General features: G+C 52.8%; 14 protein-coding genes. 4 read left to right on the top strand and 10 right to left on the bottom strand.

Translation table 11 applies throughout. The features are described 5' to 3' along the window. Positions 1-20 precede the first annotated feature (20 nt). A complete protein-coding gene (locus RBB63_RS12300; protein WP_309384624.1) occupies positions 21-230 on the bottom strand; it encodes a hypothetical protein in 210 nt (69 codons plus the stop codon). A gap of 214 nt (positions 231-444) precedes the next feature. On the opposite strand from RBB63_RS12300, the gene RBB63_RS12295 reads away from it, so the two are divergent. From RBB63_RS12295 to RBB63_RS12285, 3 genes are all read left to right on the top strand, one after another. After that, a complete protein-coding gene (locus tag RBB63_RS12295; RefSeq protein ID WP_309384622.1) occupies positions 445-984 on the top strand; it encodes a hypothetical protein in 540 nt (179 codons plus the stop codon). Positions 985-1,167: 183 nt separating this feature from the next. Then, entirely contained in the window at positions 1,168-1,767 is a 600-nt protein-coding gene (gene gmk, locus RBB63_RS12290) for a guanylate kinase (protein WP_309384620.1), read from the top strand. 64 nt (positions 1,768-1,831) lie between these two features. Beyond that, positions 1,832-2,575 (top strand): hypothetical protein, encoded by a 744-nt coding sequence (locus RBB63_RS12285; RefSeq protein ID WP_309384618.1) that lies wholly within the window; start codon positions 1,832-1,834, stop codon positions 2,573-2,575. 128 nt (positions 2,576-2,703) lie between these two features. Here RBB63_RS12285 and RBB63_RS12280 read toward each other — a convergent pair whose 3' ends face one another. The 7 genes from RBB63_RS12280 to RBB63_RS12250 all read right to left on the bottom strand — a co-directional run bounded on the left by RBB63_RS12280 (position 2,704) and on the right by RBB63_RS12250 (position 12,510). Beyond that, entirely contained in the window at positions 2,704-4,641 is a 1,938-nt protein-coding gene (locus RBB63_RS12280; RefSeq protein WP_309384617.1) for a choice-of-anchor Q domain-containing protein, read from the bottom strand. Between the two features lie 315 nt (positions 4,642-4,956). After that, positions 4,957-5,889, bottom strand: a complete 933-nt coding sequence (locus RBB63_RS12275; protein ID WP_309384615.1) for a transporter — start codon at positions 5,887-5,889, stop codon at positions 4,957-4,959. Positions 5,890-6,038: 149 nt separating this feature from the next. Next, the gene (purQ, locus tag RBB63_RS12270; RefSeq protein ID WP_309384613.1) at positions 6,039-7,088 is read right to left on the bottom strand and encodes a phosphoribosylformylglycinamidine synthase subunit PurQ; all 1,050 of its coding nucleotides are present in this window, start codon (positions 7,086-7,088) and stop codon (positions 6,039-6,041) included. Between the two features lie 47 nt (positions 7,089-7,135). Beyond that, the gene (locus tag RBB63_RS12265) at positions 7,136-7,492 is read right to left on the bottom strand and encodes a hypothetical protein (RefSeq protein WP_309384611.1); all 357 of its coding nucleotides are present in this window, start codon (positions 7,490-7,492) and stop codon (positions 7,136-7,138) included. Between the two features lie 52 nt (positions 7,493-7,544). Then, positions 7,545-7,901, bottom strand: a complete 357-nt coding sequence (locus RBB63_RS12260; protein ID WP_309384609.1) for a hypothetical protein — start codon at positions 7,899-7,901, stop codon at positions 7,545-7,547. A 1,183-nt stretch (positions 7,902-9,084) separates the two neighbouring features. Then, positions 9,085-10,089, bottom strand: coding sequence for an SGNH/GDSL hydrolase family protein (locus RBB63_RS12255; protein ID WP_309384607.1), 1,005 nt, complete (start codon positions 10,087-10,089; stop codon positions 9,085-9,087). A gap of 6 nt (positions 10,090-10,095) precedes the next feature. Further along, a complete protein-coding gene (locus RBB63_RS12250) occupies positions 10,096-12,510 on the bottom strand; it encodes an alpha-L-rhamnosidase-related protein (RefSeq protein WP_309384605.1) in 2,415 nt (804 codons plus the stop codon). A 436-nt stretch (positions 12,511-12,946) separates the two neighbouring features. Here RBB63_RS12250 and RBB63_RS12245 point away from each other — a divergent pair, with 436 nt between their 5' ends. Next, on the top strand, positions 12,947-13,930 hold the full coding sequence (locus RBB63_RS12245; protein WP_309384603.1) for a polysaccharide deacetylase family protein: 984 nt from the start codon (positions 12,947-12,949) through the stop codon (positions 13,928-13,930). Between the two features lie 53 nt (positions 13,931-13,983). Here RBB63_RS12245 and RBB63_RS12240 read toward each other — a convergent pair whose 3' ends face one another. Both RBB63_RS12240 and RBB63_RS12235 read right to left on the bottom strand, forming a co-directional pair. Then, positions 13,984-15,507, bottom strand: a complete 1,524-nt coding sequence (locus tag RBB63_RS12240) for a sulfatase family protein (protein ID WP_309384600.1) — start codon at positions 15,505-15,507, stop codon at positions 13,984-13,986. 67 nt (positions 15,508-15,574) lie between these two features. Further along, the gene (locus RBB63_RS12235; protein WP_309384598.1) at positions 15,575-18,328 is read right to left on the bottom strand and encodes a hypothetical protein; all 2,754 of its coding nucleotides are present in this window, start codon (positions 18,326-18,328) and stop codon (positions 15,575-15,577) included. Positions 18,329-18,420 lie beyond the last annotated feature (92 nt).

The following is an 18,420-nucleotide window of genomic DNA, read 5'->3' as shown; positions in this document are numbered from 1 at the left end:
CAAGTTAGATGAAAAGCGCTTTAGCCTCGGGCAACCCGTTTCACATCGCTATCGCCTTCGGAGTGAGCGCTTTTGCTTTTGTGGTTGCGAAAAATGCGCTGCTGTTCGGCAATATTGTTACTCAAGAACTCCTCCACCGACATGCCATGCAGTCGCGCCCAACGCTCTAATTCAAAGCGCTGCTTCGGCGACAACTCATCAGGTGAGTTCGACTGAGCATCATTAGACATAGAATCTTGATTCGATAGGAACATGGAAAAGTTGTGACTGGTGACTCCTATCGGCAAAGAGCAAAGGGTATTTAGCCCCGAGTCTCACAAATGAGCCAAAAACTCTAGAAAAAGATCCAGTCCCGGCCCCTGAAGCTAGGGCTGAGGGCTCATGAATACCCGACTCTTTTTTGGCTTTCCATGAGGCCCGGCATTCCCCATCGTGCTTGGCTTCATGTCGCTTTTTCTAGCAACCCTTTTGACCGGCCTTGTGCTGATCGCGTGGGGCCTACCTTTTTTTAAAGGCGGGCCAGCGGTGCAAAAGCGCGCATTCACCCTACTGCGCTCGAAGCCTGCGGCCATTGTGCTATTTGGCGGGGCCGCCCTCTGGTTCCTCTGGCACGTAAGCCAGTTGGGCAAAGCCGATTTTGGCGACTACAAAGTGATCATGCTCGCAATCTTTGGGGCCGCCGCTTTGGGAGCCTTTGTCTACACTCCAGATTTTCTGGCGGTGCGAGGACTGGCCGGACTGATTCTGCTGAGCGCAAGCCCACTGCTTGGGGCTGCTTACATGCAATATGAAGTGCCCCAGCGACTGCTCCTGGTCTCGCTGGTCTATCTCCTGATCATTGCCGCAATGTTCATTGGAACAATGCCCTATCTCATGCGTGATCTGTTTGAGTGGCTATGGGCTCAACCCAAACGCCCCAAGCTTTTTGGGGGCGCATTCATGGCTTACGGCGTGTTGCTCGTGGTCACGTCGTTCACCTACTAAGCAGGCAACAGCCCGTTGCTTCCAAGGATTTGCACCGTGTGCAAATGCCAGTTGAGTGGAACTGGGGAATGAGATGCCCCTCAGCGAGCCAAGCAGGGAGCACCACCAAATCTAAGGGGGAGATTCTTTTTTGCAGTTCCCTTTTTCCTTTAAACTTTACCCTCTCCCCCTCATTTTCCGGACATGGAACCCCAAGCTTCATCCGGACTCATGCTCGTCGTATCTGGTCCTGCGGGCAGCGGTAAAACCACCGTCTGCGACCGCATGCTGAAGAACTACGACACGATTGGCCGCGTCATCACCTCCACCAGTCGCGACCCCCGGCCCGGTGAAAGGGATGGCGTCGACTACTATTTCTTCCCGCCGGAACAGTTCCAGCAAATGATCGACAACGGGGAATTCTACGAGCACGCGCAAGTGCATGGCCGCTACTACGGCTCCCTCAAGCGCGAGATCGACGCCAAGCTTCGCGCCGGAGTCGACCTGCTGCTGAATGTCGACGTCCAGGGCGCTGCGACCTACCGTAAGGCGTCTCAAGACAACGAGGCTCTGCGTGGCCGCGTAGTCACAGTCTTCATCCAGATCACCCCCGAGCAAGTTCGTGAACGCCTGGAACACCGACAAAGTGACGACGACGCCGAGATTCAGCGCCGCATTAAAACCGCCATTAATGAGCTCGAAGAGGCCGTCCACTACGACCACGTGATCATCAGTGGCGCCAAGGATGAAGACTTCGCCCGACTCGCCGCCATCTACGAGGCCGAGCGTAGCGCACGTGCATAGTTTTTAAGCCAACTAACCACAAAACGTGCTTGGTAATTCGCACGCAAACGCCAGAATTATCTCCATGGCTGAAGTGTATTTCATTCTGGGCGCAGAGGGCGCCGGGCGCCGGGAAGTGGTGCGCGATTTGATTGAAGGGGGATTTGATGACGATGAAGTGGTCGCCGTCGCCCAGTCTTTAAGCGAACCGGCTTCACCTGCTGATGAGCAACTAGAAGCGCGTGGGACCAATCGCTTAATCACTTACGATGATCTGCGCCAGATACAGACGCCTGAGGAAGCCGTCGCACTCTTTATCATCGCCTCCGGTCGCAGTAATCCTCTCGACGCCGTCGAGGCATTCAGCGAGTGGCTCCAAATCAGCAAACAGCCACTCGCCCGCATCATCACAGTGCTGCACTGCCAACTGCTTCACCAGGAGCCCAAGCTCGAGCTCTGGCATCGCGCGTGTATTCACTTTTCGGACGTGGTCTTGCTCAACCGCCGCGAGGATGTGCCCAACAAATGGTTTAGCGAGTTCCGCAAACCCTTTGAAAGTGAACACTTCCCATGCCTCTTTGAGATCGTGAAAAAAGGCCGTGTGAAGAATCCCGCACTCGTGCTGGAACCCCAGCCTCGTCGGCTATCCCTAGCCTTCGACGACGACCTCGACGCCATTGACCTGCTTGAGATCGATGAAGACGACTTACCCGAGGAAACCATCGACCTCACCCGGCCAACGGACCCCTGGCTGGTCAGGCTAGCCAGCGGGCATTGGGAAAAACACCTGCCGGATATCGCGACATTCCTCGACAAAGAACAATCATAGCGCTGCATCCAACCTCTACCCCACCTGACTCGGCCAATCTAGATGAAAATTGCTCTAATCTGGCGCGCGCAAAAAGCCCCGGACATGCGAAGATCCGGGGCTTGGCATAATACTAAATCAACGGACTTTTACTCGTCGCCGATTTCGACGGAAAGCACTGGCCGATATTCAACCGTAGCGTGGTTGGAGGTTGCGACATTCCAGTAGCGATAGGGTGCGTGATCCGTCTCGCTGGAGTTCACACGCAGGAAGACATAATCGCCGCCGACAGCACCGTTGTCATATTGGGCGTTGAGGTAGTCGGTCAGGTTCCAGTCGCCACTGGAGTCGGTTGAGATCGCGCCCACGGGTTCGGTGTTCGACATGATGCCCTGCTGAAGTTCAGTGGCGCCGGTATCGCCGCCGTAAGTTCCGTTGTAGAAATCACTCGCCAGCACTGAGCTGCTGCTGCGGTATCCAATGCCGTAAAGGTCGGCCTCACCTGCAAAAGTTCCGTTGGCAATGCTCAGCAGCGTGAAGTCCAGGTTCGCGTCGAGGATCGTTTCACCAGCGCCAAGCGTCGGCAGTTGATAAACGAAGATCATCACGCCCTCCGTCACACTAGTCGAGCCACCCACGCGAGCCGACTGATTTCCACCCCAGGACGCGACGCCGTCATCATTCAGTTGCGTGTCCGACCACTCCCCATCGATATTAATAGCAGGTGCATATTCATAAGCACCTGCGTCGTAGGCGGCCCCTTGCGGACGCGGATCGCCAGCAATGTCTTCGGATGGAGCGTTGCTTGATGTGCCCGCATCTATCGCCGGGCTGCCGCTGATCAGGCGCACATCGTAGTTTGCTGAATCCATGAAGTATAATGCGTAATCCGTAGGGTCGACGGACAGGTTGTGACTGCTCGTCGATCCAACCAAGCTGATGCTGCGGGCAATGTTGTTCACCACCAAATTTCCACTGCTCAGCGATCCATCCTTATGGTTACCGATTTGGATCCAAGGCCGCTGAGAGCGAAGCTCCTGATCAACAACCGTATTGTTGGCGATCACACAGTTGGTCGCGCCGAGCAATGTAATGCCATGCCATTGGTCAACCATAACCACGTTGTTTTCGATGACCCAATCTTCAAACATGCCATCAAAGCAGCCAATCCCTTGCAATGGTCCATTCAATGCGCGAGTGGGATCATCGGTTTCAATGAAGACATTCCCGCGAAGCTCAATGCCATAGACCACTCCCGAGCCAGAGCCGCTACCTGCATCTGACCAGGATTGAAAACCGTCATCGTGATTGCCATCCACATCGAAGCAATTCATCACGAGGTTGTATTGGAAGACTCCGTAATCTCCGAGACCACGCATGCCGTCGCCAGAGAAATTGATGATCTCATTGTACTCAACGAGCGCATTGTCGCCACCCACTGAAATGCCAAAGTCGATATTTCGAATTAGGTTGCCGCGCGCGATCATGTCGTCGCCATACAGCTTTACGCCGCTGGCGGCAGTGCTTGTCCAGTCCGTCGCCGTCCAGCTACTGGTGTCGGCGGCGGTGTAGACCTCGCAATCTTCGATGATGCATTCGCTAGCTGGCCCATGCCAACCGTGCCCCTCAAAGCTGACTAACTGCCCTGTGCTTGGTGTTCCGTATGGTTCCGCGCTGATGGATAATCCGCGCAATGTCCAGTTTTTGCCCCCTTTGAGTTCCCACTTCCGCAAGACTGGAATTTCACCAGGCGCCGCTTCAATGGTTATTTCGCCAGCATTATACCAGCCGTAGAGTGAAATCTCACCATGGTCACCCGACAAAAGCTGGATCGTGTCGCCTGCAGTGACAGCGGCGCCTGAGTTGTGTGCGGTTAAGGAGCCGCTGTAGGGGTATGATGCGGGTTTCTGCGATTCAACATGGGTATTGATGACGTCCTGCAAGTCAGCCCAGGGGCTGCCCGCACTGCCATCGCCAGCGGCGCTGCCGTTGACTGGATCAACGTAAAACGTCGCCGCGTTAAGACTGGTAGACAAATACAGCGCAAACACACTGAAGCCGCCCAAATTCAGGGGGTGTATTCTCATAGGGGGTAACTTTTGTTGGAGTTGTTGGATTCCGGGTATGCCAAGGCCAAAGGAGCCTTAACGAGAGATAGACATTAAAGGAAGCGCCTAACGCATTAGGCTAAAATAAAACCTCAGACGTTTGCACGTGTCAATACACCACAAGTAGCATCGGGTGAAAAATATAAACCGTTAGGCTAAATAGCCCAACATGGTTATCCCCCACCCTCGCAAGCGCATTTATCTCTAGAGCAATTAAAACTGCCATTGCTCTTGAGATAAAAAGGGCCGCAGCTTTCGCTGCGACCCAGGGACGTTATATGGGGGGAACTAACGCTAGAAACTCCAGACGACGTCGACCGTCACACGGTTTTGCATCAGGTTGTGGCTAGTCTGCGTCACCGGCACTTCAAATGCCGCGCCGATGTCAACCGAGTCGATAGGACGAACGCGGAAACCGACTGCCGCCGTCACGATACTGCTGTAAACATCAGAGTTCGAAGCTCCGAAGTTAACCAAGTCGCCACCTTCAAAGTTCACGATGGACGGCACGGCCCCGCCCGCTTGTGCGCCAAAGCGAGGATTACCATTTCCGGGGCTGATGACCTGAAAGTAGTTCAGTTCCACCAGCGGGAAGAACATATCCCAAAAGCCATAGCTCGCGTGCCAACTAGAGAAGAACTCATCGCTGCCATTGTCATTGAGCGACACAACGAAACCGGTCTCACTGCTGAGCTGAAAGTCGCCCCACATTTTCAGGAAACCGACCGAAGGCGTAATCGCGTAGTATTTGCCGCCCTGCCAGACGTCAGTGTTGCCGGTTGGCAGCTCAATGATGGTCTTGAGGCTGATCGCGAGATTGTCTTCCGGATCGTAGATGAACGCCCATTTGACACCAGCCGCCAGGTTTGCCCAACCTTCCGCATCGACCAGCGTGTTGTCCGGATTGAAAACGATGTAGCCGTCCTTCGCCGCAACGATGGAAAAGCGCTCGTTCAGGGCAACTTCCGCCTGCATCGCATACAGTTGGAGATCGCCGCCCAACGCCACATCACCCGCTTGGGTACTGATCGAGCTGGGCATGCTTTGGTAAAGGAAGATGGGACGAATGATCGTGCTCGGCAAAGCCGAGTCAAAATTGACAGGGTTCGTAACGGGGTGGATGGATTTGGCGAATCCTGAGTTTGCGCCGACCGACTCATCGGCATTGGCCAGAGGCGCCAGGCATCCAGTTAATACAGCTAGACAGAGAGGTGTGATTTTTGTCATTGGTTTTGTTAGTTTTGGGTTGGAGTGAGATTTGCTAACAGAACGAACAACAGAGAGAGGCGTTGGGAAGGGTCGCAGGCAGTGGCCCGGCAAAGATTACCCTTGCCACTGGAGCCCACTGGAAGCATGGACTGACTGTAGTTAAGGCGCTATCCGTCGATAGCGTCGTTTAGGTTCTCATGGAATTTCTCGATGGAGAATCGCAATCGCGCCAATGCGGTCTTTTGTCGATTGCCAACCGTGAGGAGCGTCACCTTCGGCTTGGAGCTGGAGATCACGACATGCTCGGCGAATGACGTCGCAATGTCACTGACAGGATCAGCGTTCTCATTGGCAATGAACTTCTTCATGTATTTGCCAACATCGCCTTCCGTATCATGGTAATCGATCTTGCGCGTCCCGTTTACCGTGAGCATCACGTTGTAATTCGGGATGTAAGCGTAGATGCGATCCACGGACAAAGAGGTAGCTCCTTCCAACAGAAGCGCCTCGACTTTCTCTTTGAGCTCTCCTTCCAGAGCAGGTTTCTTAGGCTCAACACGTGGTTGCTTCAGAAACGCCCTGAGGATTTTTGCACCAGTAATATTCATGTGTATGCTTTGTTCGACCGCCGCTTCCGGATGTGGCATCATGCCAAAAACATTTTCATCTACATTCCGAATGCCGGCAATGTCGGCAACAGATCCGTTGGGATTGTTTTCGTAGCGAAAGATAATTTGCTGCTTATCTTTCAGTGAGTTGAGGCCGTGGTTATCGATCCAATACCTGCCATAACGGTGACCGATCGGTAAACTAACATCTTCGCCCAAGCGACGCTTATTAAAATTCTGAGTGGAGTCGTCGACCAACAGCGATTGCGCGCCACAGCGATACTCACCTGAATTGTTTTCCATCAATGCGCCAGGCAATAGCCCTGCTTCGCACAGCACCTGGAAACCGTTGCCAATCCCCAGCACCGGCCCGCCTCCAGCCGCAAATTCTTTAACGGCCTGCACGGCGGGAGTCAGCTTTGCCAAGGCGCCTGCGCGCAAATGATCGCCAAAGGAAGCGCCTCCGGGAATGATCAGGGCGTCCGCCCCGGAGAAACTTTTGGTCCAGCGATTAAAAAGCCTGGCTCGCACATGTAGCTCGCCCACCAAGGCATAGTACAAATCCCGATCACCGGTCGTTCCCGGCAACTGCAAAACTGCTACTTTCATCCCATCCTATTGTTGAGTTTTAGATCATGCAGCAAGTCGTGTAGAGCCTATTCATCAAAATCCGTAATAACAGTCTCGGTAATTTTTTCCAATCGATTCAGGATCAGACCAAGATTCGTATTTTTGGGAAATACCGCGATCACTGACAGGGTGCTGGTCAGATACCGCGATATGTAATAAGCGTCGCCCCATGTCAAAATCATGCTGCTGATGTCGCCATCCTGAGCATTTTCTTCTGGAATACGGAGCACCAACTTCTTGAAATTCTTGAGGAAACGCGAAAAGCCGCGATGATCTTGCTTGTAGGGCAGCATCAGCAACGCAGAGGTATCTTTACGGTAGACCACAAAGTGCCGGCACTCAGTGAGCACCATAAACTCGTCGTAAACTTCTTTGTTTTCCATAAAAAAAGGCACACCCTGTCCCTAGGGCAAGGTGTGCGTTGTTGTTAAGGAATTAGAGCTGGATGCCCTTTTCGAAATTCGTCAGACCGATGCGGGCCATCGCAAGGTTTGCCTGGGCGCGGCTCAGAGCCAGGTAAAGGAACATAGCCTCATTGGAAGAAAGCGGACGCAACAAGTGGTACTGAGTGCCCAGCGTGATCAGAATGTCTTCGATCTTGTCGTTCAGGCCCAGCGACTTCATCGTGGCGCGTTTTGCTTTAACAACCTCGGTATTACCAGCAGCAGCGGCCTCAAGATTCAAGGCGCCCCCTCCAGTCATTCCAAGGACCATTCCGCTGTCAGAATCGACGAGGCATGCGCCTACAAATCCATTAATTTCAGTCAGTGCAGACAGGTCTACTTCTTTCATGGTGTCGTTTTTTAGGTACTGTTTTGTATTTATTGGGACAGGTATCCCGTGGTGGTTTGGACAGCATTTAGACCCATAGAAATGTAAGTTACAGAACCCACACAACATGCGGTCAAATGCCTAGTAAGCTAATCGAATTTTGTTAGCCAAGCTTAAGCCAATATTATCAATTTTTTATGAATGTGAACAACTAAAGGACTAAAGATATCGCATCTAACGCCCCTATGGCACATCATACGTATGGCCATGTAGCCCTACCAGTAAAGCATTATACAGCCTCTTCGCGATAGATTTTAAATACTCCCACCCCGAGTAGGCCATATGCCCCACAAAATACATCTACCAAATGTATCTCATGAGATCCTGCAGATAGAAAAAGAATAAAATTCCCTCAAGGCACTGATTTACAGATACTTACACAAAGCCGGCATCACGCATCAGTGAAATGCTTAGCATTTACCGATTGTCAGAGACCGCCTTACCTCCAATGCGCCAGCATCACTGACGAAAACTAAAGAATGCAACATAGATTCTTTAAGCGAAATTGATCTTATCAAAAAATTCAAAACATACCTCGAAAATTAGGGCAAAAGACCCATTCGCCATAGAATCTTTCCAATGATTCCATAACCATCAAAGGATTGCGGCGGACGCCTTATCCTTACCGACTCCGTTTTATTGGAGGCCGGGTGACTGGACGCTGATGAGGACTCGGTCGGCTCCGGCGAGGGCTATCCAGCAACACCGCAAAATTAGTGCTGATTCGCGGCACCACAGGTATATCTTGCAACCAGACATTATCCCCAGCCGAAATGAGCAACTGAACATTCGCCAGGCTTTCAATCAATGCGTGGTAGGCATCTGTGCTCATCGATTCACGCTCGTCTGCCAACAGATTGAAACGACCGGCAGTGATGGTAAATTGTATACCTGACCGGCCAACTCTACGCAGCACAAGACTCTGGAGAGGTGATTTCCGGTCGCTGTAATAATGCGCGACAGGGGAAACCGGGTGTATTTCATAGCGGGAGTATAGCACGCTAAGCATTAATGAAAACTTAACAGCCAGAGCAATGCATCTACGCACGCGTTTTACCTACTTAGAATCCAATTATGTACAGCAGCGCCATCAACTGTAAACTTTCCCCAAGAGCGAGAAAATGACAGCCGACAAAACGATCACCTACTTCCTCGCCTGAAGTAAAACCGGCAATATCTTTGCCGCCGCACGCATCCCCATCAGCTCATAACCTTCGCCATTGGGGTGCAAATTATCCGGCAGGAGGTGTGCATCGTCTTCGCCAAACAATTCACCTCCCTCAAACATAAATAACTTTGCATCGCAAAGTGATTTCAACGCCTCATATGCGGCGCGTAATTCTTCACGATAGTTTTCCAACGTCATCCCCACCCCATTGGGGTTCACTTCACGATCACAACTATAGATTGGAGTGATCAGGCCAATCGGCGTGTCGGGGTGTTTCTCACGAATAAGCTTCACGAGCCCGATTGTATTTTGACGGAAGCTGCGCAGGTTCAACGAACCACTGCCATAAACATTGATGCCCAGCTTAAGCGTAATAATGTCCGCTCCGCGATCACGGATCATGCGCCCAATCATCGGCTCCAGGTGACAGTTTCCGCCATAGCCCAGGCAAGTCAGATTCAGATCCAACGCACGAGCAGCGGCTGCAGGCCAAGCCCGCGCGGGCGTATAGCATGTCCGACATTGCGAAATTGAGCTACCGTAGGTCAACCAACGCACACGCTCATCCACCATTGGTTGCAAAGTCGCGTCAGCATCAACACGAAGCTGTTTGATGTAGCTGTAGGCAAAGACCGGAAGCCAAAGCTCATAGGTGCGCAACTCGCCGCTCAAGCCGCTGAAACGATATGTTTCACTGTTTCCCGCTGCGCCATGCGACGCCAAGATTTCATTCTCACATACGAGATCAACTAGCGCAAAATTATCTACTTCAAAGCGCGCTTGCAGTTCAATCGTCTTACTGTTCGTACTAAAGCGCAACCGAACGCCTGCACTGCGGCCTGCCTTGTCCGGCACTTGATCGAAGGGTTCATACAAAGCCAATTCATCATATGGAATGCGCCAGGGCCGGATGTAATCCGCGCCCAGTTCAAAACTAATTGCCCCCTGAAAATAGGATTCGTTAGGTGTAATGCTTTTCATAAGATATCATCCGCAGTATGTTTCATCCAACTCGACCTCAATGCCCGCTGGCGCCGAGACTTCAATCAACATTTTACTATCCTGACGCTGCCCGCTGACAACAACCAAGCCCTGCGGGTGTACCACTTCGGCTTTAAAATGCTTCAACGGACCGGGCATTGGCTGCACCTTAATCTTGGCGAAGCCAGGTGCAGCGGGACGAACTCCGGCCACAGTCGCATAGCTGTGAAACATTGGGTGCGCACCCCAGCCATGGCAATCACTCCGCGATGGCTCCGGCGCTTCCGGCAGTGAGACGAAGCCTTGCCCCAACAAAGCTCGCCAGAATGCTAGCTTTTCAAAATAGACCTCGTGCAGCCCGTAACGCCCCAATACTTCCAGCAAATAGTGTGAAAAGTAGATTGTGCAGCGGGCATCCAAGTCCGCATTCAGCAATGCATCCAGACAGGCCGCTTCGTGCTCCTCACTCAGCCAACCAGTGAGCAAAGCCAGAATCTGCGCATGCTCGCTTGTCTTCGCCGAAAGACGTGAGTCGAGAAGCAAGTTCCGCTTACTATCCCAGTATACACGCACAATACCGTCCATCAGCTCTTCTGCTTTTTGCAGATAGCGCTGCTGCATCAGCGGGTCACCCACCGCAGCTTCAATTTGCGCCGCCGCCTGCAGCGTTAGCACCAGATGTAAACTTAGGATTGATGAATCACCCTCGCGCACACCTGGACCGCAACCGGCATTCCAGCCGGGGTCCCAATCGATAAACGGCCATCCGGGAACTGCCCCAAGCACACCCTCATTAGTCAGGAGCTGGAACATAGTCTCCAGAAAACTCCGCATGCCAACCAAGCGTTCGCGCACGAAGTCAAAATCATCCCGCCACATCAGAAAATCATGCACCATCCACACCCAAATCATCGCGTAGGTCGAACTCTCCTGACGCAAATGACAAGGGTAGCGCTCCGAGATCAATTGCCCCGCCGAACCAATCCTCGACATGTCAAACAGCTCAATGGCGCGCCGGGTTAAGCGATCATCGCGATAGCTGGTAAAGTTCGACAGGCCATGCAAACGAGTGTCGCCAACATACATCATCTGTTCGTAATAAGGGCAGTCTGTCCAAGTCTCGTGCCCGGCAACTTCTAACCCTTTTGTCATCAACGTCATTACAGCGTCCCACTCAATGTCGCTGGATTCCCATTGCGAGCTTAGTTCAAAAGGATAGCCTGTACTTACGACTTGTAAGCGCTTCAGCGCAACGGACTGTGATCCAGTCTTCATCCTAATGCGCAGATAGCGCCCAGAGCGCCACCAGATCAGCGGGCTGATCACTCCAGTAGTAGCTTTGGGTAACTGATAAACATCGCCAAACCCAAGCCAGCACTTGCCGCTGACTTCACTGCGATTGCCCTTGCCGCAGTTGGCGTTGAGCTCCTGCCCACCTTCACAGTGGTAAAGCGACTCCGCCCATTCAATACTGATCGTAGCATCGCCGCCTTCTGCTTCGAAGTACGGATAGCCGCACAAGTATTCCTCAAAATCCCAAAGAACTTCGATGCTGCTTTCCGCTGGAATCACAAGCGACTTTGCATCGCAAAGCAAAGCCTGCCAGCCTGCCCTTTCAACTCCCCCTGCATCCTGCCATGCCTCAGAAGACGGCGCGCGGGTTGCACGGATTTTTCCGCAGGCGACATGTATCCGTTTTTGCTCAGGCAGGTATGCGCCATCCAACGCCCAGCCTTGGCGCACAACACCAGTAACCTGATTTTCCATTGGACCTCGGATGACCGCCGCAGGCACGAGTTCCGACTGCAGAAACCACTTGTCCAAATCGATAGTAAAAGACGGCCCAATATCATGGTAGCTCAAGTTACTCACTCGCCTTAAACTAACCGCATCCGAAATATCGCGACACTTCCAAGGCGCCTTCCCCGTGTTGATCAGCTCAGCGTCAACCAACTCTGCAGCGCAAAGTAAAAAGCCGCCACGATAAGACATTTGCGCCATCGGCGCAATGACGGCAAACTCCCCCAATGGCTTCAATTCATCAGGACTAGGCGTAGGATCTTCCGCCAAAGGCAATACCCAAACCAAGGCCTTGAGTGTATGTCGACCGGACGAAACCGGTATACTCAGTGTCGAGACCGACCAGTGAAGCACGTCGCTTCGGTCCGGCCCAAACGCCACATCCCGCCCATCTAAATAGAGTTGGTAACGCTGATCAGCAGTCACATGAATAGTCAAAGGACGGTCATCATCGGCCCAATCAAACTCGAGTGTGAATTCAACAAAGGCCACTTCCGCATCAATTTTCTGCGGCGACCAAACCCAGGATGCACATTCGGCGGGGTGACCAATCTGCAACTTAGCGTCACCAGCAAGGCGTTCAATCGTAGGTGGAGCAATGCGAAAGTCGGGGTAGCTCATGCGTTAAAATGCTTTTCCATTTGCGGTTGATTGCCAGCGAAAACACTAGGTAGTGTTTTCAAATTAAAACTGTTGATGGAACGAGTAAAAATGAATGCAGCGCAAGGCGGCTTGAACGAAGCGCACTGCAAGTGCGTGAGTGAAAAGCTAACGCTGCGACCTTTCATTTTGACCGTTCAGGCCCCGGATGGCTTTTTCCCATCAGCTTCGTGATCTTTCGGTCGAAAGGCTTCCAGCCTATTCAACCTCAGATGCCTCGCTGATTGGAAAAAATCCATGCCGCCATCAAAAGCTTTAATTTGAAATCACTACCTAGCGAATATGTCTAGATCATAGGCTTTTAAGTGAAGTCCAGCATTGACTCAACCTCAATTATCACTTGTGTGATTGGCTTTCCTGAAACCCAAATTCGCAACCCCAGACGCATTTACCCCCCATGAAAATCCTGCATAGCTTCATTGCCGCCACGATCATGGCAAGCGGTCTCATTGCCGCCCAAGCCGACGAGCCCTACATTGCGCCTTACTACAACGACCGTCAGGCAGCCTTCAGCTTTACCTTCGACGACGGCTTCCAAGGTAATGTCGACAACACCCTCGAAATCATCGATCCGCTAGGCATTAAAGGCACCTTCTTTGTCATCCCCAATCGTGTTGGCCAGAACCCAGTTTCCATCAACTGGAAACAAGTGAAACAGATTCAAGCTACTGGTCACGAGATCGGCACACATGACGCCATCAAGCCACGACTGCACGAAATCCCAATTGAGCAGGTGAGGGAAAAAGTCAGTGGCGGCTCAGAGTTGATCGAAATGAATACCGCCGTTCGTTCTGTATCTTTCGCGATGCCCGGCGGCTCGAAGAAGACTCCGGAAATCCTGGAAGTGATCAAAGAGAAGCACTACTTTTATCGCAACCGTGAAGACCTGCCCAATGTCGTCATCGCTGGCTACGGAAGTGCGGGTAAACGAATCTGGGAAGATGACAAGGCGCGCAAACAAATCGAGCAAACCATAGACAATGGCGGCTGGTATATCCCCGTTGTCCACGCGATCGTGAAGGGTTACTCTCCCTTCAACAGTAAAGAAGAATTCAAGACCCACTGCGAATGGCTGCTAAGCAAAGAAGACGTCCTATGGATTGCTCCCATGGGCGTTGTCGGTCGCTACGTTTTCGAGCGAGACGCCGCCAAGCTCACGGTTACTCAACAATCCGCGAACGCCATAACATTCACCCTGACGCATTCGCTGGGCGATAAGGAAATTTTCAATCATCCGCTGACTGTGGTCATACCGGGTACGAGCGCAACTTCTGCCAAAGCGGCCGATGCTTCAGGCAACACACTGGATGCATCCGTCAGCAATGAAAAAATCCTGGTTAATGCAATGCCGGACGGTCAACCCATCACCGTCACTTGGTAATGCAAAGTGACTTTGCATCGCAAAGCTATTAGATATTTTCAGAGGCTTTTATTTTACCAATCAATCACTCCCGGCGCATAACCATCGGGTAAGGCCACCTGATGCTGTGGAGGGTCTTGATAAAAGAGCATCGCATCGGGATTAGCAGGAATCACCTTGGCAAGCATACGAATAAACTCATCGTTGGCGTCGAGAATTTCGCTTGCATGACTGCCACTACGCACGTGCTGAATAAGACGCTGCCTCATCTCGGCATGAGCCGCAGCGTGGCCCACAACGCCAACTAAATCCTGAGTCTCCGGACTGTCACTACGCAGAAATAAATACTCCCGCTGGTCAGGCGCGCTCCAGGTATATTTGTAGCCCTCTCCTACGGCGCTGATTAAAGAATCAGGCCCACGCTGATACTGCATAAACACCGTATCACGGGCACATGCACCGTTGGCTAAATCCGCCAAGTCAACACCATCGAACTGATCAATACGGTCAACGTCCGCTGCGGCGCAAATGGTCGTCGCGATATCGATTAGACTCGCGGGCTTATTGCATTGATCACCGGCCTTAAAGCGCTCCGGCAGTCGTAATATCAGCGGCACTTTGGCGGCGGCATCATGGAAACTGCGTTTGCCAAAGCAGCCAAAGTCGCCCAACAGCTCGCCGTGATCGGACGAGTAAATGATGAGCGTGTTGTCGAGCTCACCAGTAGCTTCAAGCGACGCCAGAATACGCCCGACTTGGTAATCGATAAAGCTCACGCAGGCATTGTAGTAAGCGCGCATGCAACGCAGCAAATTTAAGTCGTAACCACGGTCCCGATACTTGTAGCGATTTTGATAGCGGTTGATGAAGCACTGAAGCGATTCGAAGCCAATCGGCATATGCGGCATCGGCATGTCCGGCGCGCGGTAAAGCTTGTGCCACGGATTGGGTGGATTAAATGGCGGATGCGGGTGAATGAAACCCGCGTAGCACAGCCAAGGTTGATCTTCGCCCGCTTGCTCTTCGATAAAATTGATCGTGCGGTCCGCCACCCAATGCGAATGGCACAGCTCGGCGGGTTGCTGCGCAGGCTGCGGCACATAGTACATTTCGCCGCGAACGCCGAGCGGCTCCATTACATGCCCATACCCTTGCTCCGCAACGTAATCAAAGTAATCACTCTGCCCATCGGCGGGAATGATCTCTTCCGATGTTTCCCGTGTCTGAAAACCTCGCATCGCAGTACTGTCCGGCGTGAAGTGGCATTTGCCAATGCCATGCGTGCGGTATCCTGCGCCAGTCAGTAGCGACATGAATGTTGGCGTGACCTGCTCGGGTGGCATCGCCTGCGCATTGGAGGCGCAGCCGGTTTGGTTCACGTAAGCGCCCGTGATTAGACTGCAACGAGCGGGCACGCACTCAGGCGATGGACTGAAGGCCGAAGTGAACGCGGTTCCCTCGCGACAAAGGCGATCCAAGTGCGGCGTTTGCATCACCGCATTTCCTAGTTCGCGAATCGAGTCAGCGCGCTGCTGATCAGTAAACAGGAAGAGAACATTGGGGCGCTTCGACGAGGTCATCTGATTGATTAAAAGCATAACGAAGCCCGGCATCGATAAAAAAAATCAATGCCGGGCCACTGAATCGAAATACCTGACAAATCGTTTAGTGACCTACATCCGCCACTTCGACGTGCTTCCAGAAGATACAATTGCTGGTATCATCAATCGTGAAGGGGAAACCAGATTTGTCGCCGGACTTACGTTCAACAGTCAGGGTCGAAGCGGTTTCGTTGTTCTTCGCCGCACTCCAAGACCAGACATCCTTGAAGCCCTTGCCAGTCACGGTGACCGTGGCTTGGTCTGGTCCATTCGCTTTAAAGTCGACCGCCACGCCCTTATCCCATGCATCGTAGACACTAGCGTAGCGCGTCTTGTCAGCGCTGGTTGTTGCGACCAACTGACGGTAGCCCAGCGACTTGCCACGATTATCAGCCGGAGACTCGCGGACTATCCCCGTTAACTTTGTATCGCAAAGTATCTGCATGCCGAGTGTTTCGCCGTCCGTATCGAATTGGTACTGCCCCTTCTCTGCGTCGATCACATTGATCTTATCGCCTTGGATGAGCCAATCGACCTGGACGGATTCCGGGGCGCGGATATCGTCGAGGATCAAGATATAATCACCCTTCACCCAGAGCATGCTGCGACGGAAACGTTCGAGGTCTGGACGTGATGCGCCTCCTTTGTTGTAGGCTAGATATGAGCCGGACGATTCTCCCTCAATGGCGGCAATCTTATCCGATACCTTCCACGATGTGACATAAGCCATTTTTTCCATCGTGCCCGAGGTAGCCGGCTGCGACCAAACACCGCCTTCGGGGCGACCCTTGGACATCTGGCCGAGGCCATTGATTAGTATCGTGTTGTGGTTCTTGGAGGCCTTGTGCTTGGAGTAGCCATCTGTTTTCACGAGCACTGTGCCGCCCTTGGCAATCTGGAACTCGCCTGCATCGGGGTCGTCGTGCGCTACGTTCACGTAGCCTCCTTCAGCGAACCTCAGCAAGTCGTAGCCGCCAAACGGGCCGCATATAAACGAGGCCGCCACAGCGTCCTTATCCCAGCTCTCGCGCACGGAAGCAAAGCCGACGTCTTCAAAAAGCGAAGCGGTTGGCAACTTATAATAATCACCCGGCACAAGATCGGGGTCTTGCCAAAGCAGGGAGAACCAGCCGTAAGCAAAGGCGTCCGGCTTAACTTCCTGAAACGCCAACAGCCCGGCCAATATGTCGGACTGTTTGTTGTGCGAAGCCGCGGCAAACAGAAAATTATTGTAGTTGCCCGTTGAGCCAAGCCCACCATCGCCAAAGGAAAATACGCCTGCTAAATCTGGCAGCAAGGTGCCCATCCGAAAGTCGCCTGCTTGTTTGAAGTAGTCGGCGCCCATGAGGTCAGAGCCCATTGCGATGTCCATGCCGTCGAAGGCCACGGTCAGGTGATTGCCGCCAAACGTGAAGTAGTTTGGCCCCTCATGGCAGGAGCCGTCAAAGGGGAGCCACTTCTTGATAAACTCCAGTTCCTCGACTGTCTTTTGTAGGATCCACTGTTGGTCTTCACGTCCTTCGTAAACGGCTAGAATGCACATGGTCATGCCTGCATTACGATGCCAACGGTGGTTGTTCGCCGGATCATTCTGCCAATAGTGCGGCCCTGGATTACCCTTCAGGTGACCACCATAATACATCGCGCGGGCATGCCAAAGGAGCTTTTCGCCAAACGCTTTGCGGAACTCCGGGTCGAGGTCATTGTAGACCCAGTCGTAGGCCAAAGCGGCGCCAATCATGATGTTGGCGGCAGACATGCCACTATCCCGCTCTTTGCCAACTTCCCAACTGGGCTGGGCATTAAAGGCTTCCAGGTAATGCTTCGTCGCCTTGAGAGATGCAGGATCGCCTGTCATCAGGTAATGCAGGGCAACGGTCGGTAAACGCCAGAACCCCTGGCGCTGGCCATCCGTCGCATCTTTAAGCCACTTCGTGCCGGGGTCGGTTCGAGATGCGGCCAGGTAGCCTTCAATTTTTTCACGGTAAACTTTGCCTGCCTCGCTGTTGTAAAATGCGCGTAGCTTAGGCAACTCAGCCTCGGTTAAGAGCAAGCGAGGATGCTTGCCTTGCAGCTCTGGCTTGAGCGAGTAAACATGCGTTGCCTTCGGATCGCGATCCGGCACGACGGGCGGGGGAGGGGGTGGAGGCGTGGGGCTCACTCTCATTGGCGGCCCAACTTCGTAAGAAATGTCACCTACGTAGAGCGTTTGCGCATTGGGCTGCTTTGTATCATCGCCATAGAGGACGATGCCGTTCATACCGCCGATCTTGCTCTCATTCCAATCAAAGCGCTTTTTTTCAACAGCCTTGCCATCGACGTAAATTTGCAAGCCGGCATCCGGGTCAAAGTCGAACTTCCAGGTCTGCCATTGTGGCGTCTTGGTGCGCCCGCTTAGGTATTTTAAAGAAAACCAACTGCCGGGGTCCTTCGGGTCCGCATCAATGATGCACAACGAACCACCCGGCGACAAGTAACGCGCATACATCACACCGCCAACGATCACACGGCCATTGTCACTGCTGGCGCCCCAGCGCGGTCCCATTGCGCTCTTGCTCTTGTCGGCAATCACCTTCGTGCCGTCATCCCAAACGGACATGGTGACCGTGCCCGATGTTGCTTGGTCATAAAGCTTCAAAACGGCTTTACCGCCGGGCTCAATTTTTAGCGATGGCTTGCCATCCGGGCCAAGCTTGGCGGCGTCAAAGCTAGAACTAGTCAGTTGCCATTGAGGGTCGGCCTGCAGGGCGGCCCCCAAGAAAAGACTCGCGCCAATCAGGCATGCCGTGGTCAGGAGTCGGGAGGATCGGTGTCTCATAATACGGGGGGATGGGTGCTTAACAGTTTTCAGCAAATGCGAAAAGCGAACAGATCAATCGTTAATCATTCGCGTTATATGACAAGAATAAA

The organism is Cerasicoccus frondis (assembly GCA_031296915.1).
GTDB lineage: Bacteria > Verrucomicrobiota > Verrucomicrobiia > Opitutales > Cerasicoccaceae > Cerasicoccus > Cerasicoccus frondis.
Note: the sequence above shows the minus strand (reverse complement) of the source record. Positions and strands in the feature narration are given on the sequence as shown.

Excerpts from the sequence above, each read along its gene's own strand:
- RBB63_RS12240 (WP_309384600.1), bottom strand. The coding sequence starts at position 15,507 with ATGCTTTTAATCAATCAGATGACCTCGTCGAAGCGCCCCAATGTTCTC.
- RBB63_RS12285 (WP_309384618.1), top strand. The coding sequence starts at position 1,832 with ATGGCTGAAGTGTATTTCATTCTGGGCGCAGAGGGCGCCGGGCGCCGG.
- RBB63_RS12295 (WP_309384622.1), top strand. The coding sequence starts at position 445 with ATGTCGCTTTTTCTAGCAACCCTTTTGACCGGCCTTGTGCTGATCGCG.
- gmk (WP_309384620.1), top strand. The coding sequence starts at position 1,168 with ATGGAACCCCAAGCTTCATCCGGACTCATGCTCGTCGTATCTGGTCCT.
- RBB63_RS12300 (WP_309384624.1), bottom strand. The coding sequence starts at position 230 with ATGTCTAATGATGCTCAGTCGAACTCACCTGATGAGTTGTCGCCGAAG.
- purQ (WP_309384613.1), bottom strand. The coding sequence starts at position 7,088 with ATGAAAGTAGCAGTTTTGCAGTTGCCGGGAACGACCGGTGATCGGGAT.
- RBB63_RS12255 (WP_309384607.1), bottom strand. The coding sequence starts at position 10,089 with ATGAAAAGCATTACACCTAACGAATCCTATTTTCAGGGGGCAATTAGT.
- RBB63_RS12250 (WP_309384605.1), bottom strand. The coding sequence starts at position 12,510 with ATGAGCTACCCCGACTTTCGCATTGCTCCACCTACGATTGAACGCCTT.
- RBB63_RS12260 (WP_309384609.1), bottom strand. The coding sequence starts at position 7,901 with ATGAAAGAAGTAGACCTGTCTGCACTGACTGAAATTAATGGATTTGTA.
- RBB63_RS12235 (WP_309384598.1), bottom strand. The coding sequence starts at position 18,328 with ATGAGACACCGATCCTCCCGACTCCTGACCACGGCATGCCTGATTGGC.
- RBB63_RS12275 (WP_309384615.1), bottom strand. The coding sequence starts at position 5,889 with ATGACAAAAATCACACCTCTCTGTCTAGCTGTATTAACTGGATGCCTG.
- RBB63_RS12265 (WP_309384611.1), bottom strand. The coding sequence starts at position 7,492 with ATGGAAAACAAAGAAGTTTACGACGAGTTTATGGTGCTCACTGAGTGC.
- RBB63_RS12245 (WP_309384603.1), top strand. The coding sequence starts at position 12,947 with ATGAAAATCCTGCATAGCTTCATTGCCGCCACGATCATGGCAAGCGGT.
- RBB63_RS12280 (WP_309384617.1), bottom strand. The coding sequence starts at position 4,641 with ATGAGAATACACCCCCTGAATTTGGGCGGCTTCAGTGTGTTTGCGCTG.